Raw genomic sequence first — 26,560 nt, forward strand, 5'->3', positions numbered from 1 at the left:
ATGGTGACTCTATTTTAATTTTCTTGAAGCTCAATGACAATTTCTTGACCATTTTCTTTTTCTTCCACAACTACTTTTTCTTCCAGTTGTGATTTAAAATGATTCAAGGTTTCTTTTGAAGCTTCAGTCGCTTGTTGAGCATGATATTTTGCTTTATCCAAGACAGTGTCAAGAGTAATTTCCCCAGATTCAATCTGATCTTTTGTTTTAAGAACAAATTCTTTGGTTTGTTCTTTGACATCCGTTAATTTTTCACAAACCTGCTCTTTCGCATACTCAGGATCTTCTTTTAGATCTTCTAAAAATTCTTGTGCTTGGCTTCTAACTTGTTTTCCTTTGTCACTAGTTAGAAACAAGGCAGCTGCAACACCTGAAACAGTTCCTAAAAGGATAGATGATAGTTTTCCCATTAGTCAACTCCTTTTTTATTTTTTAAAAAATTTACTTGCAACACGAATGGCAGATAAACCTGCACCAGTTTTTATAGTTTTTGATCCAGCAGATGATGCTTTTTTACTCAAAACACGTGCTTGCTCATTTAGGTCAGAAACAGAAACAGAAAGATCTGCAACAGCTGTAAAGAGGGGATCAATTGTAGCAACTTTGACATTGATATCATCAACAAGAACGTTGACTTTTGTAAGCAATTCATTTGTTTGATGAAGAGTTACATCTACATCTGATGTTAAAGTTTTAACAGTTTTTTCAGTTTCATCAATTACACGACCAACTTTTTGAAGGGTAATAATCAGATAAACTAAAAATACAACCAAGGCAATTGCCACAATAATATAAGCCACTTCTAACATTTTAATTCTCCTTTTTTACATTATAAAATGGTGCTTTTTTCCGATTTTGATAAAAGATGATATAAATACCAAGGCCAATCAATAGCGCGGACAACCACTGGGATACTCGGAGTCCAAAGAACATGAGACTATCCGTACGCATACCCTCGATAATCATACGTCCAAATCCGTACCAAATTAGATAAAAGGCAGTGATATGACCACGACGCACGCTCTTTAATCGACGTCTAAAAACGACAATCAAGACAAAACCGATCAGATTCCAGATAGATTCGTATAAGAAGGTTGGTTGACGATAGGAGCCATCAATATACATCTGATTCTTAATGAAACCAGGTAAGTAATCAAGATTTTCAACGACTGCTCCATAAGCTTCTTGGTTAAAAAAGTTTCCCCAACGACCTAGACTCTGAGCAATCATGACGCTCGGAGCTGCAATATCTAAGAAATCCCAAGTATTGATTAATTTGCGGTCAGCAAAGATATAGAGAACAATTGCTCCAGTAATTAAACCACCATAAATCGCAAGACCACCATTCCAAATAGCAAAAATCTCTCCCAGATGTTGGCTATAGTAATCAAATCTAAAAATAACATAGTAGAGTCTAGCACCAATGATGGATAAAGGAAAGGCAATTAAGATGAAGTCCAAAATATCATCAGATAAAATCTTCTTTTTAGGCGCTTCTTTACTGGCAAGATATACCGCTAACACAAGACCTGAAACGATGCAGAGTGCATACCATCTAACAGCTAAAGGACCAATTTGAAAAGCGATTGGATCAATCATCTTTCACCTCGTTCTTTGCAATCAGATTTGTCAATCTTTCTTCAAATAGTCGAGTAGCATCAAAGCCCATTTCCTTAGCACGATAATTCATCGCTGCTGCTTCGATAACGACAGAAATATTACGTCCTGTTTTTACAGGAATGCGGATACGTGGAATAGCTACTCCAGAAATCTCCAATTCCTCAGCATTATTGCCTAGGCGATCAAAAGTCTTTTGCGTGTCATAATTTTCTAGATAGACAGCCAACTGAACTTGTGAAGAATCCTTAACTGCACTGGCACCATAAAGACTCATCACATCTATAATACCAACACCACGAATCTCAAGTAAATGCTTCAAGATTTCAGCTGGTTCACCCCAGAGAGTCATTTCATCCTTAGCAAAGATATCTACACGGTCATCAGCCACCAAACGGTGTCCTCGTTTCACGAGTTCTAGACCTGTCTCACTCTTACCAATACCACTGTCACCCTGGATTAACACACCCATCCCATAGATGTCCATCAAGACACCATGTACACTTTCACGCTCAGCCAAACGAGAATCTAGGTAACTTGACAATTCACCAGACAGACGACTTGTTGCTGTACGACTTGTTAAAATAGCGATTTTACATTCTCTAGCGGCCTTTAGCATTTCCTCTGGAACCACTAAACCACGCGCAACAATAACTGCAGGTGTTTCCGGTTGGAACAATTTTTTCAATACCTGGTAGCGGTTATGAGAAGACATGCTAATCAGATAAGACCACTCTTTCATCCCCAATAGTTGAATCCGCTCTGGGGTATAGTAGTCAAAATAGCCTGTCATTTCGAGACCTGGACGACAAATATCGCCCGTATTGATTTCCTTTTCAAGTAATTCTGGCTCACCATAGACAATATCTAGTCTGAGCTTATCAATCACTTCTTTGACTAAAACCGACATAATTTTCTCCTTCAATCGAGTTCTCCCTACTATTATATCAAATTGTAGTAGGAAGTTTATGTTTTTAACAGTGTTTGGGGTATTACTTTAAAATTAATTATAAAAAGCTTCAATAAGTACGTCTTCTAGTACTTTGTTAAATCAGTTGAGCCAAATCTTCCGCAAATCGATCAACATCTATCACCAAGTCCCTCCCTGATTTTTCTATGTGAATTCTTGGAAGTTCTTTTGTGAGTATTCGGTTTGCATCAGCCATATCTTGTGGATAGACATAGAACTGTTGTCCTTGTGGAAACTGATTTTGAACTTGCCATTTTTCAAAATCTTGCATAAAAGTCTTATGAGATGGCATCCTGACTGCTTCAAATAAGGCATGATCAAAGAATCTTAACAACTGATAAAGACCATGAACCTCATCAGCAAAGCATTTATCAATCTTGTCACAGGGATAACCCCGTCTCTGATAAGCACAACATAAGTTTTGTAAAGCCATGCTTAGCCCATCTACATCCTTTCGTACTAAACTTATAAAGTACAGAACTGAAAATTCTTCCATACCTGTTCTTTTTTTCTTCTCTAGAAACTGTTGTGCCAGTATGAGAGCCTCAGACACTCTGTCTTCATCTTGATAATAAAGAGCATATAACAGATTGATGACATTTTCTGGATAATAGGTTCCTTTCAAAAAGGGTAAGTCTTCTGGAATGAAAGATGGAATGAAAGATGAAATGACTGAAAAATCATTACAAGCAAAACAGTTAAATAATCCTCTCAAAATTCTAGCTGTATAGATTGTCCCACTTGCAAGCAAACCGCCTTTAATTAACTCTACTCTTCCTGTTTACCACAAAGCATTATTTAACAGATTATAGTCTCCATCTAAAAATGATACATAATATGAAAAATACTTGATATCATCTAACAATAAACTACTGTACAACTTTGTCCTTAAAATATCATCGGAAATTACTTTCTAATTGTTCAAATACTTCTCAAATATTTTTTGGTTCGACTCTTCGAATTCTAGCAAATTTATCGGATCAGAATAATAGCCCCAATCTTTAAAATGATTTTCACGCATCTTTTGATATTCTTTTACATACTCTCTCATAAGAACCACTTTCCTCTATCTACTGTACTAAAAAAGACTAGATCTCTCTAGCCTTTCTTATTAATTAGAATTTTTTACGTTTACGAGCTGCTTCTGATTTACGTTTACGTTTTACAGAAGGTTTTTCATAGAATTCACGTTTGCGTGTTTCTTGAAGAGTACCAGCTTTAGTAACTGCACGTTTGAAACGACGAAGAGCATCGTCAAGAGATTCATTCTTACGTACTACTGTTTTAGACATTTTTTTCACTCCCTTCAAGTTCAAGATCTACTCTATTTTACACGGAATGAAGAAAATTGTCAAGAAAAAAATGAAATTCCCCCCAATCATTCCATTTATTTTTTAAAAAATGAGGATTATATATTCTTCTTTTCAAGGGATAATCTATCACGCACTCTTCTATTAGAACTATTGTATCACTTTCAGACAAACTGTATTCATTTTTTAAACATATCCAAACCAAAAAACCACCCAATCCATAGGATCGAATGGTCTTCAATGATTAAAATCTTATTTTTTTAACAAGCTGAGTGCTGCTGCATCTGCGATAATGGTCACATCTGGATGGTTTTGTAGGCTACTTGCCGGTAGACTTTCTGTCACAGGACCTTCAACAGTTCCAGCGATAGCTTCTGCTTTTGATTCACCATAAGCAAATAGAAGGATAGACTTAGCATCCAAAATGTTCTTAATCCCCATTGAGATAGCTTGTGTTGGTACATCTTCAATCTTATCAAAGAAGCGAGCATTTGCTTCAATAGTAGACTGATCAAGATCTACAAGGTGTGTTTGACTATCAAACGGAGTTCCTGGTTCATTAAATCCAATATGTCCATTTCGGCCAATTCCCAATATTTGCAAATCAACTGGATGATCTGCAAGAATTTGGTTATAGCGTTCTACTTCTTCTTCTGCATTATCTTTTACACCACGCGGTAAAAAGCTTTCTTTGAATGGCTTTTTATTGAATAGATTTTCTTGCATAAAGTAACGGTAAGATTGAGGGTTGTCCCCATCAAGACCTACGTACTCATCCAAGTTCACACTTGTAAGATTTGAAAAATCAAGATTGCTCTCAACGATTTGTTGATAAAATTCCAGAGGGCTACTTCCTGTTGCAAGCCCTAATGTTTGTGCACCGTTTTCCAATTTTTCTTTTAAGATATCAAAAGCAACTTTTCCACCTTCAATTGGATTTTCCACTTGAATAACTTTCATAATTTTGTCCTCCATATTCTTTATTTCATTATATGGTATAGACCAATTTTTGTCAAGTGAAAACGGTTTATTTTTATTGAAATTATAAATATACTAAACAAATCAATTAAGAGTTCTACCCTTAAGCAAAAAAAGAGAGGAGTTTGACGTCCTCTCTTAAATCTTATATCAGAACCACTTCCTAATTATATTTTAGAAAATGATTCTTTTTCTTATATTATTTTTTACGTTTTGCAACCAAACCTAGACCTACCAGACCAAGTGCAGCACCAAGTGCAACAAGTCCAGATTTAGATTGTTCACCAGTGTTTGGCAACTCAGGACCTTTAGGTTTTTCTGGTGTTGGTGGTGTTACTGGTGTTACTGGTGTTGGTGGTGTTGGTGGTGTTGGTGGTGTTGGCGGTGTTGGCGGTGTTGGTGGTGTTGGTGGTGTTGGTGGTGTTACTGGTGTTGGCGGTATTGGTGGTGTTGGCGGTGTTGGCGGTGTTGGTGGTGTTGGCGGCGTTGGCGGTGTTGGCGGCGTTGGCGGTGTTGGCGGTGTTGGCGGTGTTACCTTGTTGTTAAACTCAGTATCTTCAGGCATTTGTGAAGTAAGAGTCAATACTTTACCGTCCTTCGTCACAGTAACTCCAACAGTCGCTACCATCTTATCGTACTCAACTCCAGCCTCTGTACCTTTCACTTCTTCTACATGATAAATATAAGTACCTTCTTGACCACGTTTGAATTCAAGAGCTGAGAACTTGATCTTACCTTCAGCATCGTTGCTTACGGTTTCAATCACGTTACCATCTTTGTCTTTCAATACGAAGCTGAATTCACCAGCTTTCAACGCACGACCTTCCAATTTCTTCGTGAAGTTGAATTCAACCTTCACTGGGATATTAACAACACGTTTCTCAGTTGGTTTTTCTGGTTTTTCAACTGATTTCTTAGTTGGATCATATTGGTGAACAATTTGAGAAGCTGTATTTTCAATATCTACACCTTCTTTAGCAGTTCCCTTGATACGTGCTGGAATATCAAACTTGTAGTAACGGCCAAATGCTAATTTAGCAGTGTCGATTACTTGAGTATTTTCTGCATCTCCAAGTGACTTAGTCAAGTCAGCCTTAGATGTAGCAGTAATGACACCATCCACAATTGAGATATCAAACTTAGCTGTTACATCTTCACCAGTTACTGAATCATAAGCCTTAATTTCAGATACGTTAACATCCAAGTTTTCGCTATCATATTTATCTGTAATACCAACAGATTGAATATTGTGAGCTTCAGTGAATTTAGTTGTATCTAACCATACTTGGTAAACAACCTTATCACCCTTATGGAGTGTTTGAGTATTGATATTTTGCTTTTCATTATTATCAACTTTGTCCACGTATGGATCTTTGTTGGTATCAGCTACTTTATCAGTCAACTCTTTATCATCATCAAGGAGTTTATTTCCAGTGATATCAAATTTCTCTTCATTAAGAATATATTTCTCTGGATTGAACTCAGGAGTTTCTGGAGGAGTCACCTTGTTGTTGAACTCTTTGTCTTCTGGATCAGTTACGTTAGTGATGAGAGCTTTCGCTGTTCCGTCATGTTTAACTTCTACAGTTACTACTGCTTTCATCTCATCATAAGTGACAGTTCCATCAGTACCTTTCACTTCTTCAACAGTGTAGTTGTGAACGCCTGCTTGTTCTTTCTTGAATTCGATAGCTGAGAACTTAACGTTTCCAGATGCATCGTTCGTTACAGTTTCAACAACTCTACCTGTTGAATCTTTAAGGACGAAGCTAAATTCGTTCGCTTTCAATTCACGGCCTTCAAGTTTCTTAGTGAAGTTGAAGGATACTTCAACTGGTACGCTGTTCACACGTTTTTCAGTTGGTTTTTCAGGTTTTTCAACTTTCTTAGTTGTTGGGTTGTAATAGTTTACAACTTGAGCCGCAGTATTTTCGATATCTGCACCAGCTGCCACATCAGCTTTCACTGTTGTTGGGATGTCAAACTTGTAGTAACGTCCGAAGGCGAACTTAGTTGTATCGATCACTTGAGTGTTTTCTGCATCGCCAAGTGACTTGGTGAAGCCAGCTTTAAGGGTTGCAGTGATCACACCATTGTTCACAGCGATATCGAATTTAGCTGTGACATCATCACCTGTTACTGAATCGTAGGCTTTGATCTTAGTAGCGTCAAGATCCAACTTAGTTTCATCGTAGTCATCTGAGATTCCTACTGATTGGATGTTGTCCTTGTTAGCTGCGTCAAATTTAGTTGTATCCAACCATACTTGGTAAACCAACTTGTCGCCACGTTTCACAGTCTTCGTATTCAAGTTTTGAGCTTCGTTGTTTGATGCATCGTCCGCATATGGGTTCGCATTGGTATCTGCGACCTTGTCTGTCAACTCTTTATCGTCATCAACGAGCTTGTCACCAGTGATATCGAATTTCTCTTCAGAAACAACGTATTTCTCTGGTTGGAACTTAGGAGTTTCTGGTGGAGTTACGCGGTTGTTGAACTCTTTATCAGAGATGTCGCCAACAGTTGCTACAAGAACTTTAGCCGTTCCATCGTGAGAAACAGTGACTGTTACAACAGCCTTCATATTGTCATATGTAACGGTTGAGTCTGTACCAGCAACTTCTACTACTTTGTAACGGTAAACACCGAGATCATTGTTTGTGTATTTAAGGCTAGTGAATTTAATCTTACCATCCTTATCATTAGTTACTGTTTCAAGAACATTGAATTCATCATCGTCTAACAATTGGAAAGTAAACTCATTCGCTTTCAATTCACGACCTTCAAGTTTCTTAGTGAAGTTGAAGGATACTTCAACTGGTACGCTGTTCACACGTTTTTCAGTTGGTTTGCTTGGTTTTTCAACAGTCTTGCTTACTGGGTTGTAGTAGTTGACTACTTGAGCCGCAGTATTTTCGATATCTGCACCAGCTACAACATCGTCTTTCACTGTTGTTGGGATATCAAATTTATAGTAACGTCCGAATTCGAATTTAGTAGTATCGATAACTTGCGTGTTTTCTGCATCGCCAAGTGACTTCGTGAAGCCAGCTTTCAAGTTAGCAGAGATCACACCGTTGTTCACAGCGATATCGAATTTATCAGTTACTTCTGCACCTGTTACAGAGTCGTAGGCTTTGATGTCAGCTGCATTAAGATTTAATTTCGCTTCATCATAGTTATCTGAAATACCAACTGTTTGGATGTTGTCCTTGTTAGCTGCATCAAATTTAGTTGTATCCAACCATACTTGGTAGACTAATTTAGAACCACGTTCAACAGTCTTAGTATTTAAGTTTTCCACTTCATTATTGATGGTATTATCTGCGTATGGATTCGCGTTTGTTTCACCATATTTATCTGTCAACTCAGAATCGTCATCAACGAGCTTATTACCAGTGATATCGTATTTCTCTTTAGAAACAACGTATTTCTCTGGTTGGAACTTAGGTTCTTCTGGAGGAGTAACTGTATTGTTGAACTCTTTATCAGCAGCATCTGTTACGTTGGCAACAATTGCCTTTGCTGTACCATCGTGTGATACAACTACTTTAACAGTAGCAACCATTGTGTCATAATTGACAGTTGCATCTGCACCAGGAGTTTCTTCTACTGTGTAATCGTAAGTCTTACCAAGATCTTCATGACCAAATTCAAGAGTCTTGAAGACGATCTTACCAGCAGCGTCATTCTTCACGCGCTCAACCTCAACGCCGTCTTTCTTCAATACGAATTCGAATTCGTTAGCTTGAAGTTCACGACCTTCCAAACGTTTAGTGAAGTTCATTTCCACTGTAACTGGAACGCTGTTCACACGTTTTTGTGTTGGTTTTTCAGGTTTTTCAACTGTCTTGCTTACTGGGTTGTAAACGTGAACAGTTTGGTTGGCTGTATTTTCAATATCAACACCAGCTTTAACAGATTCTTTCACAGTTGCTGGAATATCAAATTTATAGTAACGTCCAAATTCGAACTCAGTTGTGTCGATAACAGGAGCATGCACTTTGTCTTTGATAAATTCATCTTTTGAAGTTGCAGTAATGGTACCATTTTCAACTTTGATGTCGAATTTATTGGTTACTTCTGCACCAGTTACTGAATCATATGCTTTGATATCAGCTGCATTTACGTCTAATTTATCAGCGTCGTATGTATCAGATACACCAACGTATTGGATGTTATTTGCTTCAGTGAATTTAGTAGTATCAAGCCATACTTGGTAAACTAATTTAGAACCACGTTTAACTGTCTTGGTATTCAAGTTTTCTGGTTCGTTGTTAGTGGTCTTGTCTACATATGGATCTGCATTTGTTTCAGTGTATTCATTTGTCAACTCATCATCATCGTCAACGAGTTTTGTACCAGTGATGTCAAATTTTTCTTTGTTAAGAACGAATTTTTCTGGTTGGAACTCAGGTGTTTCTGGAGGAGTTATTTTATTGTTAAACTCTTTATCTTCCGTTCCATCTGTTGATTCTCCATTCTCATTCACACCATCTGCTGAGCTGACATTTGTTACAGTTGTTAGGGTATGTCCATTTTTTGCAACTTCCACAGTAAGCGTTGCTTTCATGGTGTCATAAGTCATTCCTAATTCTTTAGTAGCTGGGATAACCTCTTCTACTGTATAAGTATGGGTACCAACTTTTGTATTATCGAATGATAATTCATTGAATGTTACAGTTCCGTCAGCTTTATTTGTTACTGTTTCAAGAGTTTGACCAGTTGAATCTTTCAGAACAAAGCTAAATTCGCCGTCTTTAAGTTCACGACCTGCTAATTTCTTAGTAAAGTCAAATCTTGCAATGACTGGAGCCACATGATAGTTATTGAACTCAGTATCATCCGGCATTGTAACTGCTGCATTCAAGAGGCCAGTTGAAGCATCTTTCGTAACTGTTACGGTTACTTCTGCATTCATTGAATCATAGTCAATGTTTGTGTCAGTACCAGCTACTTCACGTACAGTATAGGTATGAGTACCTTCTGCATCGTATGAGATTGCATCAAATTGGATAGTTCCATCAGCCGCGTTTTTCTTCGTTTGAATAACATTTCCATTTTCAAGCAATTCAAATGTGAAGGCATCTGCTACCAGTTCTTTACCTTCGAGTTTCTTAGTAAACTTGAATTGTGCTTGTGTTGCAGTTGGTGTGAAGGTATTGTTAAATTCTTTATCTGCTGGAAGTGCTGCTACAGCAGTAAGAGCGTGACCTGATTTTATAACAGTAACTGTCACGTTTGCCTTCATGGTATCGTAAGTCATGCCAGCTTCTTTTGTTTCTGGAATAACTTCTTCTACAGTGTAGTTATGATCACCGACTTGAGCATTCGTAAATGTCAAGGCGTCAAATTTAACGTTACCAGCGGCATCGTTTTGTTTTGTTTGGATAACAGTGCCATCTTTGTCTTTCAATACAAAGCTAAATTCACCAGCCTTGAGTTTACGGCCTGCAAGAGCTTTGCTGAAGTCAAATTGGGCAGTTACAGGAGCCACAACGTGGTTGTTAAAGACTTTATCATCAGTACCAGTTGCTTCACCACCTGTTGAAGTCATTTCAGTATTAGCTACCAAGAGACCTGTATTCTCATCTTTTGTAACTGTTACTTTAACTGCGATAGTCATTGCATCGTAGTCTACATCAGCTTTATCGCCTTTAACTTCTTTAACAGTATAGTTGTAGACACCTACTTGGTCAAATGACAATTCGCTAAAGTTAATCTTACCATTAGCTTTATTAGTGACTGTTTCATTAACATTGTTATCACCAGTCAAAGTGAAGCTAAAGTCACCTGCATTCAAGTTACCATTTGAGAGTGATTTATCAAACTCAAGGTTTACTTTAACAGGAGATGGTGTGAAGGTATTGTTGAACTCTGTATCTGCAGGAAGTGTGTTTGTTGCTTTAAGAACATGACCTTCCTTGGTAACAGTGATTGTTACTTCAGCCTTCATTGTGTCATAAGTCATGCCAGCTTCTTTATTTTCTGGGATAACTTCTTCTACAGTGTATTTGTGAGTACCAACTTGAGTATTATCAAATGTCAAGTCATCAAAGGCTACAACACCTGCTTTAGTATTTATCTTAGTTTGAATTGTTTTACCAGTTGAATCTTTCAAAGCAAACGTAAATTCGCCATCTTTCAACTTACGACCTGCGAGAGCCTTGCTAAAGTCAAACTTAGTCTTAACTGGAGCTACGACATAGTTGTTGAAGACCTTGTCATTTTCACCTTCAGCATGACCACCTGTTGACTTATAAACTGCTTGAACTTCAAGTTTATCTTGAGCATTTTGTGTAACGGTAACTGTGAGAGTAACCTCCATACCATCATAGTCAACATTCCTATCTGAACCAGCAACTTCTGTAATCTTATAAGTATAAGTACCTGGTTTTTCGAAAGTTAGTTCACTAAAGGTTGCCTTACCATTTTTGTTTGTAACAGTTTCTTGGTGTGTACCACCTTCTTGTTTAAGAGTAAAGCTAAAGTCACCATCGTTCAAGGTACGACCATCAAGAACTTTACTTACCTCTGGTGTATAGGTTATTGGATCTACTTTTTCATAGTAGTAAACTGTTTCCGTATATGGCATCAATCCATTAAGCAAGTCAACGTTTGTACCAATACCGAAATTTCCTCTTTCCAACTGTGCATTTGGAGAAAGGTGTCCTATATTATCTCCTAAAAATGGTACAAAGACTGTTTTTTTAGGAACATAGTTAGCAGCTGTTTGGAAGCCAAATGGAGTTTCCTTACCGTTTGGATAGTTTACTCCGTTTGTAGTTGTGAAAGGAATTGTGTACAGAGGTGTCTTCTGGACAACCAGATCTTCTGTATTTACCTTTCCAGGTTTTATAGGTTTGGTTTCTGCTAGTAGCATATAGCCATCTGTACTTAATGAACCGTTCGAACGCTTACTCTGTTGCTTTGGATCAAGAAGATAGATACGAACGACAACTGAACCATCTTCTCCAACGATTTCTTTGATACGCTTGATGCCCGCACGCTCCGCATCCATAAATTTAGTCCCAACAACATATGGACGAGAAACATAACCCGTCATACTATCAGCAGGAGCTTCTTGATAGAGTTTGTAACCTGCAAACTGACGTTTACCTGAAGCAGTGAAGTTTTGACCTTCTGTAGCTGTCAAGGTGTACTTGGCTAATTCAACTTCATTACCGTTCGCCACATAATCTTGAACAGTTGTGTCTGTTTTACTAGCATTATAGGTAGGATTGGCTTTGTCAACTACTTTATAGTGAGTGGTTTTGGTAACAACTCGTGGAATTTTGAAGTTACTATCCGTAATCGGGCGTCCATTATAGGTAGGCTCAACTACGTTCATAATATCAGTAGTTGTACGAGCAGCATAAACTGCGTCAAAAAGTGCTTGTTCTGTCGGTGTAAGTTGATGACCTGAATTTACTAGCGATGCAATTCTATCAGCCACCTTATAACCTGTTTGTAGAAAAGGCTGAACTGTTTTATCTGCTGCCATAGAAGTCTGATAGTCAACTTGGAAGGTCAACTCAGAATTTGACTTGGTTGCAGTTGTCGTAAATTGTTGAACACCACTAGTAGCAGTGATGGTCTTCGTTTCAACTACTGCACCAGTTGTCTTATCAATCAATTCCGCAACAGAATCAGTTGAGTCACTAAAGTTCTTATAGATACGAACGTAGTAGTTAGTATTGTAGCGTTCATTGAATTTTGTAAGGTCTAAGATACTAAATGTATAGTAATCTCCAGCTTTTCTTTCATAACCAGCAGGCACATTCTGTGATTTAACAGTTGCACCAGCAGGATCTGACATATCTGGATCCGCTACTTCACCGTCCTTAAGTGTAGCTGATGTTGCTATTGCTTCTGTATTATGGTCAGTTGCAGCACGACGGTTACGGCGACGACCACTATTTGTAGCCAAAGCACCGGCATTTACAGTATTCTCAGCTGCCAAAGCTAGTGTTTCTGTATCTACTAGTGGTTTTGCTTCAACATTTGCTGCACTAGCAGTTGTATCCAGGCTAGTTGCCTCGGCTACAGCTGAAAGTTCTGCTTTAGGCTCAGATTTTTCCTCTGGTTTAGTTTCAATCTTTTCTTCTGCCTTAGGCTTAGTTGCTACAACTTCTTCTACTTTTGAAGCAGTTGCTGCTACTGGCTTATAAGACTCTAGTTTTGCCTCAGGAATAACAGATGTTTTTTCCTCAGCTTTTTCAGCTTTTGTTTCTTCGGATTTTACTTCTTCAGACTTAACTTCAGGTATTGATGTTTCTGGCTTAACTTCTGAAGTTTCGGAATTAGCTGAAGTTACCACATCCGTTGATGGCTCTTTCAACTTTTCCTTGTCGTCCTTGTTGCCGACTAGTTCAGTATTCTCAGCATTTTGTTTTGCTACAATCTCAGCAGCATTTACAGCACTACCGTTAGCCATCATGAAGCTAAGGGTTGTTCCTAAGAAAACTGATGCGACACCAACTTTGTATTTTCTTAAAGAAAATCGTTGTTGCTCTCTTCTTATCATGTGATAAGTTCTCCTTTTTTAACATTTTAACTAATAATATGTAAGATTATTGAGTTTTTCTAAAATAAAATACTCTTCCCCATACTAGCAGTAACGCCAATAGTATACCATATCATAGCCTTTTAAATCAAGAAAAAGGAAATTAACTTCATCCTCTTTTTGTAATTATTATTCACTTTAACGACAATTAATTCGATTAAAATAAATGTTTGTTGATGTCGTTTTTTTTATCTAACCGTATCATTACAACTTTTATATCTAAATATCAACTTCATTCAATGATGTTTTTTATATAAAAAACTCTAAACATTTGAATTAAATATTTTTTTATTCAAATGTTTAGAGTAAATTTTATTTTTGTAAAATTACTGATTACAAGATAGATATCTGATATAGACTGATCCTAAAATATATATTTTTTTAAAGTGTTTGATAAAGCTTGATAACCAGAAACACTGAGGTGAAGACCATCTGTTGTATAGTCTGATTTGAGTTGTCCTTCCTGATCAAGTAGTTTGTCAAAAACCGATACATATTCTACCTGCATGTAGGCCGAGGCCAGTTCTTGATAGGCTTGATTCCATTCTTTGATTTTTCCATTTGTACGAATATAAACGGTATGTTTGTATTCATCACCTTCATGGACCGGCAAAATGGAAACTAGCTTTATCTGTGACAGTGGATAGTCGCGAGAAATAGTTTGAATCACGCTTTCAAGATTGTTTAGCGCTTCATTCATTGGAACATCTTTTCCAATATCATTTGTCCCAATCAAAAGTACAATTTGATCCACTGCATCACCATAGAAGTGAGCATCAAGGTTATCTAGTAAAAGTCCGGTCTGATAACCACGAATACCTCTATTCACAATGGTCTTTGTTGTCCCTAGTAATTCTTGCAAGGGAAAATACTCAACAATAGAATCTCCAATAAAGATGATATCTGGTTCAATCACTGAGATTTGATTAAGTTCACGATACTTGGTTTGAATTTTTTCCTGCTCTTTTAAGAGCCAGTTTTCTAATAGTTGTACTGCCAAGTTATTCTCCTTCTTCTAGCCAGTTTTCTAAAACTTTGTAAACACCTGCCTGACTGTTGGGTGGAGCTACTTCTGTCGCAATTTCCTTGACTCTATCCTCTGAATTTTCCATGGCGTAAGAAATACCTGCCAACTCTAACATTTCAATGTCATTTTCACTGTCTCCAAAAGCCATGATTTGTTCAGGTTTTAAGTTCCAACGTTTGAGCAATTCTTCTAAGCCCCAAGCCTTATGAATCCCATCTTGTAAGATATCAATACAACCATATCCACTAGAAACAGCTCGCACATGCCCATCAAATAATTCATTAATTTCCTGTAAAACCGAATCGGATCGTTCTTCACCAACTACCATGCTCATCTTGAGAACACCACCGAAGAGATTAGAGTCAAATTCATCGACGAATTGCATTCGTTGATAGAGCTTTTCAATCATCTCTGGAGTCATGAATTTATCAAGTTCTGTAAAGACAGTACCTTCCTTGACAAAACCGCCATTCATAGCAGTTACGACAAACTGATCCTGACACTCTCTGCCTTTAAAATGACCCAAAGCCCTATCAACCATAGCATCGTCCCAAGTCTGAGCTTGAATCAATTTATCATTTTCGAATATACGAGCACCATTAGCAACCACGAGAACTACTCTATCTGCTAGATGTTCCAGTAATTGTCGCATTCGATGAACTTCATTTCCCGTTGCAATGACAAAACGAACTCCACGCTGATCTAGCTGATCTAAAATTTTCTCTAGTCGAGGTAGATCCAGTTGTCCTTGAGGATCCAACAAAGTACCGTCCATATCCGTCGCTATTATCTTAATATCCATCTTGCTCCTCTTTTAATGTCACTACCACTTCAAACCTACATGCTCGTTCATTTCTTTATAGGCTGTATCAATCCGTTGCTTGGTGGCCTCGTCTAACTGACTACGGTATTTTCCACTCTCAATAAAGTCTTCCAGGATATAAGTTTGGTAAAGATAGAGTGGGTAGCCTTCTGGAGAATAGCCTCCCTTTGGAGTACGACTCACCCAGCTTGGATGGGCTTGGGCCGTCTCAATAGTTGTTTTACCGGATTTCTTCTTAATAGTCACATCCATGAGGACTCCACGTTCCGTCCACTTGGCATTTTCCACATCCTGCATGGTTTCAATCCGTTGATTTGAGATGAAATTCCCCATAGAGTAAATGATAAGCTTTTTATCACCTTCTTTTTCAACCGTTTCAGCTGGTTCAACAACGTGAGGATGACCACCAAAGATAATATCAGCTCCCCAATCAATCATTTTATGGTAAAGTTTCTTTTGCTCCTCAGTCGGCTCAATTTGATACTCAACTCCCATCTGAGGCATGATAATTGTAATATCCGCCTCCTTTTCTGCTCGTTCAATTTCAGCCTTCATTTTATCTTCGTCTAAGTCTGAAAGATAACGATTATAATCCTCTTGAGAAATGCTCTGTTCAATGCCGTTAAAACCATAGGAATAAGCTAAAATAGCAACTTTAATACCATTAACTTCCTTGATAACTAAAGGCGCCTCACTTCTAGATTCATGAGTATAAACCCCGACTGGTGTCATTCCTGCCTTTTCAATAGCATCCGCAGTTGATACCACTCCCTCAATCTGAGAATCCAAGATATGATTGTGAGCCAAGTCTAGCACTTGATAGCCTGCATCTTTTATAGCATCCATAACTTCACCAGGTGCATTAAACAAAGGATAACCTGCAAGATAGTGGTCTTTATTTACGGTTCCTTCAAAATCACCAAGAACTAAGTCAGCTTGCTTCAGCCAAGGTTTTACGTATTCAAAGTTTTCATGAAAATCGTAGGTACCGTCTGATTTTTTGGCTGAAATGTAGATAATGTCATGATAGAGCAAATCACCATTTGCCATGATACGCGCACTCGTTTCTTGTTCCGGCTCTGCATTCTTTGCCTGAGAACTTGACTGTTGGTGTGCGGAACTTGGATCACTACTGCTTAAAGAAATCCCTCGAGCTCCTTCCACTAATAAAGTAAGCATCATCGAGACAGCTACCGAAGCTAACAAGACCACAATAAAAGTACGATTATTCCACTGCTTATAGTTCCTGAAAAACCGAACGGAATGTCTAATAGCTTGTAAAACGGGACCATTTTTTCTTCTACTACTACGTTGTTCCATAACTTTTCTCCCATAATTTTAAAGTCATATTTCTTATTCTATTATACCACAGACAAATAGGTATTTCCTTTTATTCTATAATTTTTTAACAGCTTCTGTGACTTTCTTTCTCATCTGTTTTGTGTTATCATGTAATTGTAATGGAAGGAAAGGAAAGAATATGTCTGCTATAGAACGAATTACCAAAGCTGCTCATTTAATCGATATGAAAGATATTATCCGCGAAGGGAACCCTACTCTTCGTGCCGTTGCCGAGGAGGTCTCTTTCCCCTTGAGCGACCAAGATATCATTCTTGGAGAAAAAATGATGCAATTTTTGAAACACTCACAAGATCCTGTTATGGCTGAAAAATTAGGTTTACGTGGAGGTGTTGGGCTTGCTGCACCACAGCTAGATATCTCAAAACGCATCATCGCCGTACTGGTACCAAATATCACTGAGGAAGGTGAAACTCCTCAAGAAGCCTATGACTTACAAGCTGTTATGTACAATCCTAAAATCGTCTCACATTCAGTCCAAGATGCTGCTCTAGGCGAAGGAGAAGGTTGCTTGTCTGTTGACCGTGCTGTTCCAGGTTATGTTATCCGCCATGCTCGAGTGACTGTTGACTACTTTGACAAGGATGGTGAAAAACATCGTATCAAGCTAAAAGGCTACAACTCAATCGTTGTCCAACATGAAATTGACCACTTAAATGGCATTATGTTCTACGACCGTATCAATGAAAAAGACCCATTTGAAGTTAAAGATGGTTTGCTCATTCTTGAATAAAGAAAATCCCGTTGCAAGACGGGATTTTGTGTTATAATGAAGATATGAAAACAAACGATATTGTCTATGGCGTTCATGCCGTCACTGAAGCTCTTTTAGCAAATACTGGAAACAAACTCTATCTTCAGGAAGATTTACGAGGAAAGAATGTGGAAAAAGTTAAGGAATTGGCTACTGAAAAGAAAGTATCCATTTCTTGGACTTCTAAAAAATCACTTTCTGAGATGACTGAAGGAGCTGTTCACCAAGGTTTTGTCTTGCGTGTTTCTGAATTTGCCTACACTGAACTTGAGCAGATTCTTGCTAAGACACGCCAGGAAGAAAACCCACTACTACTAATCCTTGATGGTTTAACGGACCCACATAATCTTGGTTCTATCTTGAGGACAGCGGATGCAACCAATGTTTCAGGTGTCATCATTCCCAAACATAGAGCTGTCGGTGTTACTCCTGTCGTAGCCAAAACAGCAACAGGTGCGATTGAACACGTTCCTATCGCCCGTGTTACCAATCTCAGCCAAACCTTGGATAAACTTAAAGAAGAAGGCTTTTGGACTTTTGGAACTGATATGAATGGAACTCCTTGCCACAAATGGAATACCAAAGGAAAGATTGCTCTCATCATTGGAAATGAAGGCAAAGGTATCTCTAGCAACATCAAAAAACAAGTGGACGAGATGATTACTATTCCAATGAATGGGCACGTACAGAGCCTCAATGCCAGCGTCGCTGCAGCCATTCTCATGTACGAAGTTTTTCGAAATCGACTCTAATAAAAAGTGAGGTTGGGACAAAAGATCCCGACCTCACTTTTTATTAGCAATCAAACTTTGACGCGGTAACTGATTGAACTTTTTGTTCTTCTTTTAGACTCCAAAAAGCTCCTAATCATCCTCGCGGTGCTGGAACTACGAAATCGAGACTTTGTCTATCGATTTCTGTCCCACCGCCTTTTTAACTATGTTCAGTAATATATTTATAAGCTTCTTGACCTGCAATAGCGCCATCTCCAACTGCAGTTGTGACTTGACGAAGGTCTTTCTGACGAACATCCCCAACTGCAAAGACCCCTGCAACACTTGTCTTCATGTGGTCATCTGTCACAATCCAACCTGCCTGGTCTCGAATCTGTAACTCTTGGACGAAGTCACTAACAGGGTCCAATCCAACATAGATGAAGACACCTCCAAAGGCTTGTTCGGTCACTTGTCCTGTTTTAACATTTTCAATGACAACTGATTCCACACGGTTTTCACCCTTAATTTCTTTGACAACCGAGTCCCAAATGAAGTTGATTTTTTCATTGGCAAAAGCACGATCTTGCAAGACCTTTTGGGCACGTAGTTCATCCCGACGGTGAACAATGGTAACAGATTTTGCAAACCGTGTTAAGAAGATAGCCTCTTCAACCGCGGAGTCACCTCCACCTACAACCAACAAATCTTGGTCGCGGAAAAAGGCGCCATCACAAACCGCACAGTAAGAAACACCACGGCTATTGAGTTCTTCTTCCCCCGGAACTCCCAAGAGACGGTGTTTGGAACCAGTCGCTACGATAACTGTGCGAGTTTCATAAACTTGGTCGTCTGTTACGACTTTTTTGAATTCGCCATGATCCTCAACAGCTTCGACAAAACCATAGAGGTGTTCTACTCCAAGATTTTCAAGAGGTTCAAACATTTTTTCAGCTAATTCAGGACCACTGATATTAGCATAACCTGGATAGTTTTCAATGTCAGAAGTATTATTCATCTGACCTCCTGGAAGGCCCCCTTCAATCAAAGCCACTTTCAGATTACTGCGTGCTGCATACAAGGCTGCAGTCATCCCAGCAGGGCCTGCACCGATAATAATCGTATCGTACATTCTCTTTCCTTCTTTCTTGTTGTAACTATTTTTATTCTAACGAATTAAATCCCATTTTACAACTATTAAGCCTTGAGAACCAACAAGATGCTCATGGTTGCAAATGACAATACTGGAATGGTCAAAACTCCAATCATAATCATATCGTAGAGATGGGCTTGACGTGCTTTAGCAGTTTTGTCAACCCCCGACAGAGCTCTAAGTCCAATCCAGAGTCCCAAAATAATCAAGACCAGTAGAATTGTCAACACTAAACTCTCTAAATACAAAGCAAATAGCTGAACTAGCATGCTCTCTCTCATTTCTATTAATTTTAAAGAGCAAACCCAGTTAGCTAGGCTAACTGAGTCTTTCTTATCTTCTATTATATCAAATATAGGTCCGTTTGTAACTAGCAAAGAATTCTTTTGTTCGTTCTTCTTTAGGATGATTGATAATCTCATCTGGTGTTCCAGACTCAATAATCTTTCCTTTATCCAAGAACAAAACCTTATCAGCTACTTGAGAAACAAAGGACATATCGTGACTGACTAAAATCATGGTTTGACCTGATTTAGCTGCATTAGCGATAGATCTTTCTACCTCACCAACTAATTCTGGATCAAGAGCTGAAGTAGGTTCATCCAAGAGCAAGATTGCTGGCTTCATGGCTAAAGCACGCGCCAAAGCTACCCGTTGTTTTTGTCCACCTGATAAGTGGCGAGGATAGTGCTGTTGACGATCTGAAAGACCAACCTTAGCCAACTCTTCTTTGGCAATCTTAGTTGCTTCTTCGTCGGAAAGTTTTTTAACAACTACCAAACCTTCCTTGACATTGTCTAAGGCTGTTCTACGTTCAAATAAGTTGAACTGTTGGAACACCATGGACAACTTGCGACGAAGAGTCAAGATTTCATCTTGAGTAATTTGAGAAAAATCCACTTTGAAATCATCAATCTGAATACTTCCACTATCAGGTGTTTCCAGATAATTTAGGCTACGAAGAAAGGTTGACTTCCCCGCTCCTGAGGAACCAATCAAAGCTACTACTTCCCCTTTTTGAATATCTAAATTCAGATGATCCAAGACGGTTTGACCAGAAAAGGATTTGCTTAAATTTGAAATCTTAATCATTAGCGAAGGTCTCCTTTCACATCTGTTTTCGTATTATCTGGTGCTTCGATTGCCATTTTTTTCTCAATAAAGCGGCCAAGATTTTCAATAGCGATATTTACCACCCAGTATACAAGGGCAACTGAGATGAAACGTTCGAAGTAACGATAGTCGGCACCACCCAAAATCTGAGCTTGAGCAAAGACTTCTACAACACCCGCACTAAAGGCTAGGGAAGTCCCCTTAGTCAAACCGATTAGGGAGTTAATCAAGGTTGGAGTCGCTACTACTGCTGCATTTGGAATAATCACACGACGGTAAACTTGTGCACGTGTCATTCCAAGACTACGAGCGGCTTCAATCTCTCCAGGATTAACAGAAAGAATAGCGGCACGGATAGTTTCACTAGCGTAGGCTGCTTCATTAAAGGCAAAAGCTACAATGGCAAAAGCTGCAGCCGGAATCGCATTGATATTAAAAGCAGTCCCCCATTGTTGATTCAACGCTTTTAATGCTAGAGGAATTCCATAGTAAGTCAACATCAGCTGCACTAGGATTGGTGTCCCTTTTAAGAAACTAACAAAGAATGCTTGTAATGGATAAAGAATTCTAACGCGATTAATTTTTACAATAGCAAAAACCAAGGCCAAGATTATACCAAAAAAAGCACCAAATACTGTCAACATCAATGTTGTTGGCAATTGTTGTACAATTCTTGGAATCCCATCAAAGACAGAACGAAAACTAAACAGTTTGCCGTCTGGAATATACTGCATCAAGTTTTGGTACCAATCTGATGCTAAAATTGTTGTAACATTCATAGAAACATCCTCTCCTGATAATGAATCATTCTATCATACTTCTGCCTAGATTTAAAATATTTGCTACGAGCAGAAGAGACTTTGTCTACCTACTAGTTTATCATACTTTAAAAGTGTGAGGTTATATATTTTACCTATCAAGGAGATAGAAAAAAACTATTTCAAATCCAAGTTGTCGTAGGTTTTACGATAACCAATCTGCTTCACAGCACCATTCTCCACTAATATAGGACGTTTTAATAACATACCATCACTGGCCAAGAGTTTGGCCGCTTCTTTTTTGGATAAAGTTCCAACCTTGTCTTTTAAACCCAGTTCACGGTATTTAATACCACTAGTATTGAAAAATTGCTTCAACTCAAATTCTGAAGTTTCAAGCCAATTTAAAATGACTTCTTCACTCGGAGTTTCTTCTACAATATGAACATCTTTATACTCTAATCCGAGTTGATCTAACTCTTTTTTGGCTTTTTTACAAGTTGTACATTTTGGATATTCGATAAATTCTAACATTTTTTCTCTTTCTATTTTTTATTTTCTTGATAACTTGCACCTTCATGATTCAAGAGCCAAGCCTTCTTATCAAGTCCCCAAGCATAGCCTGTCAGACGTCCTCCAGCACCTAGCACACGGTGACAGGGGACAAGAATAGACCAGGGATTGCGCCCTACTGCTCCTCCGATTGCTTGGGCAGAAGCTACTTGCAAGTCCTTAGCTATTTGTCCATAAGTAACAGTCTGACCGAAAGGAATTCCCCGCAAGTAGTTCCAGACTCTTTTTTCGAAATCACTACCGACAGGAGCCAAAGGTAACTGAGACAAATCTTGATTTTGTCCTTTAAAATAAGCATCTAAACAGCTAGCAATTTGATTTAAAATGGGATGACTTTCAACAGCAGTTACATCATTTTCAGATAATCCCTTCTCAAAATCACTCTCTTCCTCAACCCATATCCCAAACAGATAGTGATCATCTGCTACCAAAGATAAGATTCCAATCGGAGACTTATACAGCATCTTTGCATACTTCTTAGACATTTGATTTTAATTTTTGGTAGGCCAAGCGTTCTCCATCTACTGGAACTTTACCGACCTGTTTAAAACCAAGCTTTTCAAAGATATGTTGCATGGCCTTGTTTTTAGCATGTGTATCTGAACGAAAATCTAGGTAATCAAAGCCTTCAATCAAGCCTTCCAAGAAGGTCTGGGCAACACCTTGGCCTTGGACATCTCTAGAAACCGCAATCCGATGAAATACAAGGTATTCCGGTTCTCTTCCCTCCCAACTTCCATTATAAATGGCTTCATAAGCTTTTTCTGGACTTTTAGTCACTGCTGCATAGGCTAAAAGTTCTCCTTCGTCCAAGGCTACATAAGCCTGACCAGAGATGATATCTTCAATAATCGTGTCGGCATTTGGGTAATCATTTTGCCACTGGGTGCTACCAGCTTCCGCCAAGCATTTTTTAGCATCCTCAATCACCTGCATAATTGCATCTACTTCGTTTGGAAAGGCTAAACGAATTTCCATCTTATCTCCTCTTTTCTGACTAGTTTCTCTCATCATAGCATAATTTAAAGCTTTCGACAAGCAGTTAAAACTTGACTTTTTATTTCTATTATTTTATAATCTAGTTATCAAAACCAGATAAACAGGAGTTGGAAATGAAAACTACTTTTTCCTACCCAGAATGGGACGAAATTCCAAATATTGATCTCTATTTGGATCAGGTCCTACTTTATGTGAATAAAGTTTGTTCCCCTATTTCTCATGCTAAAGAGAAAGGTTTAACTGCATCAATGGTGAACAACTATGTGAAGCACGGCTATATCAGTAAACCTGAAAAGAAAAAATACCAACGCAAACAAATTGCCCGACTGATTGCTATTACCACTCTCAAGTCTGTTTTTTCTATCCAAGAAATTGCTCAAACCCTGAATACCCTACACACAGAGACTAACTCACAAGAACTTTACAATGCTTTTGTGGACTATATGAATAAAGATATTGATCCAGCTAATCCAATCATTCAAGCAAGCTGTCAAACGGTCAAACTTTATCATCAAACACTTGCACTAGTCTATACAGAAACCCAAGAGGAGGAAACAAATGAATACTAGTTTCAAACTTAGTAAACGACTTAGTTTTGGAGAAGAAATTGCCAACAGTGTCACCCATGCTATAGGGGCTGTACTTATGCTCATCTTACTTCCTATTTCATCAACCTATAGTTATGAGGCGCATGGTTTCTTATCGTCTATCGGTGTATCCATCTTCGTTATCAGCCTCTTTCTCATGTTTCTTTCATCGACCATTTATCATTCTATGGCTTATGGTTCCACTCATAAATATGTGTTACGAATTATTGACCATTCTATGATTTATGTTGCGATTGCAGGTTCTTATACTCCTGTCGTTTTGACCTTGATGAATAACTGGTTTGGTTATCTGATTATCGCCATTCAGTGGGGAACAACTATTTTCGGTATTCTTTATAAAATCTTTGCCAAAAAAGTCAATGAAAAATTTAGTCTAATACTCTACCTCATCATGGGTTGGCTAGTTGTGGCTATCCTACCAGCAATCATCAGTCAAACAAATCCAATCTTTTGGACCCTTATGGTATCAGGTGGGCTTTGCTATACAGTTGGTGCTGGTTTTTATGCTAAGAAGAAACCATATTTCCACATGATCTGGCATCTCTTCATTCTGGCAGCTTCAGCTCTCCAATACATCGCCATTGTTTATTACATGTAAAAATAGGCCGGGAAAATCCCGACCTATTTTTATTTGCACATATTGATAAAGTATTGATGCAAGCGAAGATCATTTGTTAATTCCGGATGAAAGGAGGTCACTAGCATATTCTTTTCTTGAGCAGCAACGATTTGATTGTTCACTACTGCCAGAACATCAACACCCTTACCAACTTCACTAATAATAGGTCCACGGATAAAGGTCATGGGAATCTTGCCAACACCCTTGCAGTCTGCTTCTGTATAAAAGCTTCCTAGCTGACGTCCATAGGCATTGCGCTCCACTACTATGTCCATGGTAGCCAGATGAGTCTCTTCCTGAGAGGTAATCTGTTTCGCTAGCAAAATCAAACCAGCACAAGTCCCAAAGACTTGTAAACCATTGATAATAGCCTCTCTTAGAGGAAGTAGCATCTGCTGGTCACGTAGGAGTTTTCCCATAGCTGTTGACTCACCGCCAGGTAAAATCAAACCTGACAAGTCACTCTCATGCTGTTGAAAGTCTTCTAGATTTCGCAGTTCAATACTTTCAACTCCTAGTTTGGCAAGGACTTTCTCATGCTCTACAAAGGCGCCTTGCAAGGCCAATATTCCAATTTTCATCTATTTTCCTCGCTCAGCCATGAGAATTTGGATTTCATTCTCATTGATACCAACCATGGCTTCTCCCAAATCTTCTGAGATTTGAGCTAAAATTTGAGGATTTTGATAGTTTGTAACTGCCTTGACAATTGCTGCTGCACGTTTAACAGGATCACCTGATTTGAAAATCCCTGAACCAACAAAGACACCTTCTGCACCTAGCTGCATCATAAGAGCAGCATCTGCAGGTGTTGCTACACCGCCTGCTGCGAAGTTCACGACTGGTAGTTTTCCATGTTCGTGAACGTATTGAACTAATTCTACAGGTACTTGGAGTTCTTTTGCTGCGACATAGAGTTCATCCTCACGGAGATTTTGGATGCGGCGAATTTCTTGATTCATCATACGCATATGGCGGACTGCCTGAACGATATCTCCTGTTCCAGGTTCCCCTTTTGTACGAATCATAGAAGCTCCTTCAGCGATACGACGTAAGGCTTCACCCAAGTCTTTAGCGCCACAGACAAAAGGAACTTGAAATTCTTTCTTGTCCACATGGAAACGGTCATCAGCTGGAGATAGTACTTCACTCTCATCGATATAGTCAATCTCGATGGCCTCTAAAATCTGTGCTTCGACAAAATGCCCAATTCGAACCTTGGCCATAACTGGAATACTGACTGCTTCTTGGATTTCCTTGATCATCTTTGGATCGCTCATGCGAGAGACACCACCAGCTGCACGAATATCCGCTGGGATTCGCTCCAAGGCCATAACTGCTGCAGCGCCTGCAGCTTCTGCAATTCTTGCTTGTTCAGGGTTTTGAACATCCATGATAACGCCACCCTTGAGCATCTGTGCCAAATTTTTGTTTAATTCATAACGATTTTCAGTCATTTTCTCTTCCTCAATAGTTGTATTGGTAGCTACAGTTTTATTGTAAGGTAGAAATGACTCAAGAACAAGATAAAAAAAATCGATTTGTCTGGGTACAATTATCTCAATCATCAAAAAAGTACCCATATAAGGTACTCTTACTTCTTAGATTTTTTAATGCTTTTCACAAGATAAAACAGATATCCTGAGACCATGTAAGCAACAAAGATAATGGCTGCCCATCTAAAGACAAAGCCCCAACCATGTTTGGTAGCATTCAAAAAGAAATAGGGGAAGGGATTGTCCTTAGCATTTGGAATATTCATTTTAAGAACTAAACCGTTGAGAATAGCAAATCCCATATAGAGCAAAGGCAAGACGGTCCACACAATAGGATCAAACCACTTATATTGGCGATTCTTATCAAACAAGAGCGTATCTACTAGAAACCAGAGGGGCACAATATAATGGCAAAGGAAATTTTCCAAACGGTAAAAATCTGTTGCGATCGGTGCTAGCATAAAATGATAAATGACACAGGTGATCATGATACTCATGGTAACGCCACCTTTGAGTCGTAAAATACCTGGGTTTTGCCAACTATTATCGTCACCACGCATCTTTAGTAACAGATAAGCTGTAAAAAGTGTTACCAAAAGGTTAGAAAGCACTGTGTAGTAGAGCAACATCCCAAAACCACCGTGCTTGGTTATTTCCAAATAAACACCAAGAAAAGCAGCGATAAATAGAAGAGCACGACTATAAAATATAATTGTTTTATTTCTCAACATCATTAAATCTTCTTCACAAATTCTGATTTAAGTTTCATTGCGCCAAAACCATCAATCTTACAATCGATGTTATGGTCACCTTCAACAATACGAATATTTTTCACACGAGTTCCTTGCTTAAGGTCTTTTGGTGCGCCTTTTACTTTGAGGTCTTTGATCAAGGTTACTGTGTCTCCATCAGCCAATTTATTTCCATTAGCATCGATGGCAATAACACCTTCTTCAATTTCTGCTTGTTCAGCAGGATTCCATTCATAAGCACACTCTGGGCAGACTAGCAAGGCTCCGTCTTCATAGACATATTCTGAATTACATTTTGGGCAATTTGGTAGATTGTTCATTTTATCTCCTTCTATTTTCATGATGGTTTGATTGTCAAATTTTCGTTAACAA

General features: G+C 38.6%; 26 protein-coding genes. 4 read left to right on the plus strand and 22 right to left on the minus strand.

From position 1 onward, the window contains the following. Positions 1-14: 14 nt before the first annotated feature. The 11 genes from ADH90_RS08625 to ADH90_RS10970 form a co-directional block, all read right to left on the minus strand. On the minus strand, positions 15-410 hold the full coding sequence (locus tag ADH90_RS08625; RefSeq protein ID WP_049530903.1) for a YtxH domain-containing protein: 396 nt from the start codon (positions 408-410) through the stop codon (positions 15-17). A 15-nt stretch (positions 411-425) separates the two neighbouring features. Continuing rightward, a complete protein-coding gene (locus ADH90_RS08630; RefSeq protein WP_000895021.1) occupies positions 426-809 on the minus strand; it encodes a DUF948 domain-containing protein in 384 nt (127 codons plus the stop codon). A 1-nt stretch (position 810) separates the two neighbouring features. After that, the gene (lgt, locus tag ADH90_RS08635; RefSeq protein ID WP_049530904.1) at positions 811-1,599 is read right to left on the minus strand and encodes a prolipoprotein diacylglyceryl transferase; all 789 of its coding nucleotides are present in this window, start codon (positions 1,597-1,599) and stop codon (positions 811-813) included. Then, positions 1,592-2,527, minus strand: a complete 936-nt coding sequence (hprK, locus tag ADH90_RS08640) for an HPr(Ser) kinase/phosphatase (RefSeq protein WP_049530905.1) — start codon at positions 2,525-2,527, stop codon at positions 1,592-1,594. The genes lgt and hprK overlap by 8 nt, the downstream gene beginning before the upstream one ends. A gap of 136 nt (positions 2,528-2,663) precedes the next feature. Beyond that, positions 2,664-3,302 carry a hypothetical protein gene (locus tag ADH90_RS08645; protein ID WP_239682001.1) on the minus strand — a complete coding sequence of 213 codons (639 nt, stop codon included), beginning with the start codon at positions 3,300-3,302 and terminating at the stop codon, positions 2,664-2,666. 400 nt (positions 3,303-3,702) lie between these two features. Beyond that, positions 3,703-3,879, minus strand: a complete 177-nt coding sequence (rpsU, locus tag ADH90_RS08650; RefSeq protein ID WP_000048054.1) for a 30S ribosomal protein S21 — start codon at positions 3,877-3,879, stop codon at positions 3,703-3,705. A gap of 270 nt (positions 3,880-4,149) precedes the next feature. Next, positions 4,150-4,857 carry a glucosamine-6-phosphate deaminase gene (locus ADH90_RS08655; RefSeq protein ID WP_049530906.1) on the minus strand — a complete coding sequence of 236 codons (708 nt, stop codon included), beginning with the start codon at positions 4,855-4,857 and terminating at the stop codon, positions 4,150-4,152. 217 nt (positions 4,858-5,074) lie between these two features. Continuing rightward, positions 5,075-13,402, minus strand: a complete 8,328-nt coding sequence (locus ADH90_RS08660) for a Spy0128 family protein (protein WP_049530907.1) — start codon at positions 13,400-13,402, stop codon at positions 5,075-5,077. A 403-nt stretch (positions 13,403-13,805) separates the two neighbouring features. Next, a complete protein-coding gene (locus ADH90_RS08665; protein ID WP_049530908.1) occupies positions 13,806-14,441 on the minus strand; it encodes an SGNH/GDSL hydrolase family protein in 636 nt (211 codons plus the stop codon). Position 14,442: 1 nt separating this feature from the next. Next, complete coding sequence (locus ADH90_RS08670; protein ID WP_049530909.1) at positions 14,443-15,270, minus strand: HAD family hydrolase; 828 nt, start codon at positions 15,268-15,270, stop codon at positions 14,443-14,445. A 21-nt stretch (positions 15,271-15,291) separates the two neighbouring features. Further along, on the minus strand, positions 15,292-16,611 hold the full coding sequence (locus ADH90_RS10970; protein WP_080982646.1) for a CapA family protein: 1,320 nt from the start codon (positions 16,609-16,611) through the stop codon (positions 15,292-15,294). 160 nt (positions 16,612-16,771) lie between these two features. Here ADH90_RS10970 and def point away from each other — a divergent pair, with 160 nt between their 5' ends. Together def and rlmB are read left to right on the plus strand one after the other, a co-directional pair. Beyond that, positions 16,772-17,383, plus strand: a complete 612-nt coding sequence (gene def / locus ADH90_RS08685; RefSeq protein ID WP_001272935.1) for a peptide deformylase — start codon at positions 16,772-16,774, stop codon at positions 17,381-17,383. A gap of 44 nt (positions 17,384-17,427) precedes the next feature. Continuing rightward, positions 17,428-18,156: a 23S rRNA (guanosine(2251)-2'-O)-methyltransferase RlmB gene (gene rlmB, locus ADH90_RS08690; RefSeq protein ID WP_049531025.1), complete on the plus strand. Its 729-nt coding sequence runs from the start codon at positions 17,428-17,430 to the stop codon at positions 18,154-18,156. A 181-nt stretch (positions 18,157-18,337) separates the two neighbouring features. Here rlmB and trxB read toward each other — a convergent pair whose 3' ends face one another. The 7 genes from trxB to ADH90_RS08725 all read right to left on the minus strand — a co-directional run bounded on the left by trxB (position 18,338) and on the right by ADH90_RS08725 (position 22,692). Then, positions 18,338-19,249, minus strand: coding sequence for a thioredoxin-disulfide reductase (gene trxB, locus ADH90_RS08695; protein WP_049530910.1), 912 nt, complete (start codon positions 19,247-19,249; stop codon positions 18,338-18,340). Positions 19,250-19,314: 65 nt separating this feature from the next. Then, positions 19,315-19,539 carry a DUF4059 family protein gene (locus ADH90_RS08700; protein ID WP_000960970.1) on the minus strand — a complete coding sequence of 75 codons (225 nt, stop codon included), beginning with the start codon at positions 19,537-19,539 and terminating at the stop codon, positions 19,315-19,317. 79 nt (positions 19,540-19,618) lie between these two features. Continuing rightward, a complete protein-coding gene (locus ADH90_RS08705; RefSeq protein ID WP_045762917.1) occupies positions 19,619-20,362 on the minus strand; it encodes an amino acid ABC transporter ATP-binding protein in 744 nt (247 codons plus the stop codon). Then, positions 20,362-21,162, minus strand: a complete 801-nt coding sequence (locus tag ADH90_RS08710; RefSeq protein ID WP_049502694.1) for an amino acid ABC transporter permease — start codon at positions 21,160-21,162, stop codon at positions 20,362-20,364. The genes ADH90_RS08705 and ADH90_RS08710 overlap by 1 nt, the downstream gene beginning before the upstream one ends. A 156-nt stretch (positions 21,163-21,318) precedes the next feature. After that, positions 21,319-21,675: a Spx/MgsR family RNA polymerase-binding regulatory protein gene (locus ADH90_RS08715; protein ID WP_049530911.1), complete on the minus strand. Its 357-nt coding sequence runs from the start codon at positions 21,673-21,675 to the stop codon at positions 21,319-21,321. An 11-nt stretch (positions 21,676-21,686) separates the two neighbouring features. Continuing rightward, positions 21,687-22,199 carry a methylated-DNA--[protein]-cysteine S-methyltransferase gene (locus ADH90_RS08720; RefSeq protein ID WP_049530912.1) on the minus strand — a complete coding sequence of 171 codons (513 nt, stop codon included), beginning with the start codon at positions 22,197-22,199 and terminating at the stop codon, positions 21,687-21,689. After that, a complete protein-coding gene (locus ADH90_RS08725) occupies positions 22,192-22,692 on the minus strand; it encodes a GNAT family N-acetyltransferase (protein ID WP_049530913.1) in 501 nt (166 codons plus the stop codon). The genes ADH90_RS08720 and ADH90_RS08725 overlap by 8 nt, the downstream gene beginning before the upstream one ends. A gap of 134 nt (positions 22,693-22,826) precedes the next feature. On the opposite strand from ADH90_RS08725, the gene ADH90_RS08730 reads away from it, so the two are divergent. After that, the gene (locus ADH90_RS08730; protein ID WP_049530914.1) at positions 22,827-23,282 is read left to right on the plus strand and encodes a DUF1836 domain-containing protein; all 456 of its coding nucleotides are present in this window, start codon (positions 22,827-22,829) and stop codon (positions 23,280-23,282) included. Continuing rightward, positions 23,272-23,919, plus strand: coding sequence for a PAQR family membrane homeostasis protein TrhA (gene trhA, locus ADH90_RS08735; RefSeq protein ID WP_049502699.1), 648 nt, complete (start codon positions 23,272-23,274; stop codon positions 23,917-23,919). Before ADH90_RS08730 ends, trhA begins: the two co-directional genes overlap by 11 nt. Before the next feature lie 29 nt (positions 23,920-23,948). On the opposite strand, the gene pdxT is transcribed toward trhA, so the two are convergent. The 4 genes from pdxT to ADH90_RS08755 form a co-directional block, all read right to left on the minus strand. Beyond that, positions 23,949-24,521 (minus strand): pyridoxal 5'-phosphate synthase glutaminase subunit PdxT, encoded by a 573-nt coding sequence (gene pdxT, locus ADH90_RS08740; protein WP_049530915.1) that lies wholly within the window; start codon positions 24,519-24,521, stop codon positions 23,949-23,951. After that, a complete protein-coding gene (gene pdxS / locus ADH90_RS08745) occupies positions 24,522-25,397 on the minus strand; it encodes a pyridoxal 5'-phosphate synthase lyase subunit PdxS (RefSeq protein WP_006153788.1) in 876 nt (291 codons plus the stop codon). 137 nt (positions 25,398-25,534) lie between these two features. Next, a complete protein-coding gene (locus tag ADH90_RS08750) occupies positions 25,535-26,167 on the minus strand; it encodes a Pr6Pr family membrane protein (protein WP_049530916.1) in 633 nt (210 codons plus the stop codon). A gap of 2 nt (positions 26,168-26,169) precedes the next feature. Then, a complete protein-coding gene (locus ADH90_RS08755; RefSeq protein WP_049530917.1) occupies positions 26,170-26,508 on the minus strand; it encodes a zinc ribbon domain-containing protein YjdM in 339 nt (112 codons plus the stop codon). Between the last annotated feature and the right edge of the window lie 52 nt (positions 26,509-26,560).

This window comes from Streptococcus pseudopneumoniae, from assembly GCF_001073085.1.
Lineage (GTDB): Bacteria > Bacillota > Bacilli > Lactobacillales > Streptococcaceae > Streptococcus > Streptococcus pseudopneumoniae_M.

Excerpts from the sequence above, each read along its gene's own strand:
- ADH90_RS08755 (WP_049530917.1), bottom strand. The coding sequence starts at position 26,508 with ATGAACAATCTACCAAATTGCCCAAAATGTAATTCAGAATATGTCTAT.
- rpsU (WP_000048054.1), bottom strand. The coding sequence starts at position 3,879 with ATGTCTAAAACAGTAGTACGTAAGAATGAATCTCTTGACGATGCTCTT.
- lgt (WP_049530904.1), bottom strand. The coding sequence starts at position 1,599 with ATGATTGATCCAATCGCTTTTCAAATTGGTCCTTTAGCTGTTAGATGG.
- ADH90_RS08730 (WP_049530914.1), top strand. The coding sequence starts at position 22,827 with ATGAAAACTACTTTTTCCTACCCAGAATGGGACGAAATTCCAAATATT.
- ADH90_RS08720 (WP_049530912.1), bottom strand. The coding sequence starts at position 22,199 with ATGTCTAAGAAGTATGCAAAGATGCTGTATAAGTCTCCGATTGGAATC.
- ADH90_RS08630 (WP_000895021.1), bottom strand. The coding sequence starts at position 809 with ATGTTAGAAGTGGCTTATATTATTGTGGCAATTGCCTTGGTTGTATTT.
- ADH90_RS08660 (WP_049530907.1), bottom strand. The coding sequence starts at position 13,402 with ATGATAAGAAGAGAGCAACAACGATTTTCTTTAAGAAAATACAAAGTT.
- trhA (WP_049502699.1), top strand. The coding sequence starts at position 23,272 with ATGAATACTAGTTTCAAACTTAGTAAACGACTTAGTTTTGGAGAAGAA.
- ADH90_RS08750 (WP_049530916.1), bottom strand. The coding sequence starts at position 26,167 with ATGTTGAGAAATAAAACAATTATATTTTATAGTCGTGCTCTTCTATTT.
- ADH90_RS08670 (WP_049530909.1), bottom strand. The coding sequence starts at position 15,270 with ATGGATATTAAGATAATAGCGACGGATATGGACGGTACTTTGTTGGAT.
- pdxS (WP_006153788.1), bottom strand. The coding sequence starts at position 25,397 with ATGACTGAAAATCGTTATGAATTAAACAAAAATTTGGCACAGATGCTC.
- hprK (WP_049530905.1), bottom strand. The coding sequence starts at position 2,527 with ATGTCGGTTTTAGTCAAAGAAGTGATTGATAAGCTCAGACTAGATATT.
- ADH90_RS08625 (WP_049530903.1), bottom strand. The coding sequence starts at position 410 with ATGGGAAAACTATCATCTATCCTTTTAGGAACTGTTTCAGGTGTTGCA.
- ADH90_RS10970 (WP_080982646.1), bottom strand. The coding sequence starts at position 16,611 with ATGGAACAACGTAGTAGTAGAAGAAAAAATGGTCCCGTTTTACAAGCT.
- pdxT (WP_049530915.1), bottom strand. The coding sequence starts at position 24,521 with ATGAAAATTGGAATATTGGCCTTGCAAGGCGCCTTTGTAGAGCATGAG.
- ADH90_RS08655 (WP_049530906.1), bottom strand. The coding sequence starts at position 4,857 with ATGAAAGTTATTCAAGTGGAAAATCCAATTGAAGGTGGAAAAGTTGCT.
- ADH90_RS08725 (WP_049530913.1), bottom strand. The coding sequence starts at position 22,692 with ATGGAAATTCGTTTAGCCTTTCCAAACGAAGTAGATGCAATTATGCAG.
- ADH90_RS08710 (WP_049502694.1), bottom strand. The coding sequence starts at position 21,162 with ATGAATGTTACAACAATTTTAGCATCAGATTGGTACCAAAACTTGATG.
- def (WP_001272935.1), top strand. The coding sequence starts at position 16,772 with ATGTCTGCTATAGAACGAATTACCAAAGCTGCTCATTTAATCGATATG.
- rlmB (WP_049531025.1), top strand. The coding sequence starts at position 17,428 with ATGAAAACAAACGATATTGTCTATGGCGTTCATGCCGTCACTGAAGCT.
- ADH90_RS08700 (WP_000960970.1), bottom strand. The coding sequence starts at position 19,539 with ATGCTAGTTCAGCTATTTGCTTTGTATTTAGAGAGTTTAGTGTTGACA.
- ADH90_RS08705 (WP_045762917.1), bottom strand. The coding sequence starts at position 20,362 with ATGATTAAGATTTCAAATTTAAGCAAATCCTTTTCTGGTCAAACCGTC.
- trxB (WP_049530910.1), bottom strand. The coding sequence starts at position 19,249 with ATGTACGATACGATTATTATCGGTGCAGGCCCTGCTGGGATGACTGCA.
- ADH90_RS08715 (WP_049530911.1), bottom strand. The coding sequence starts at position 21,675 with ATGTTAGAATTTATCGAATATCCAAAATGTACAACTTGTAAAAAAGCC.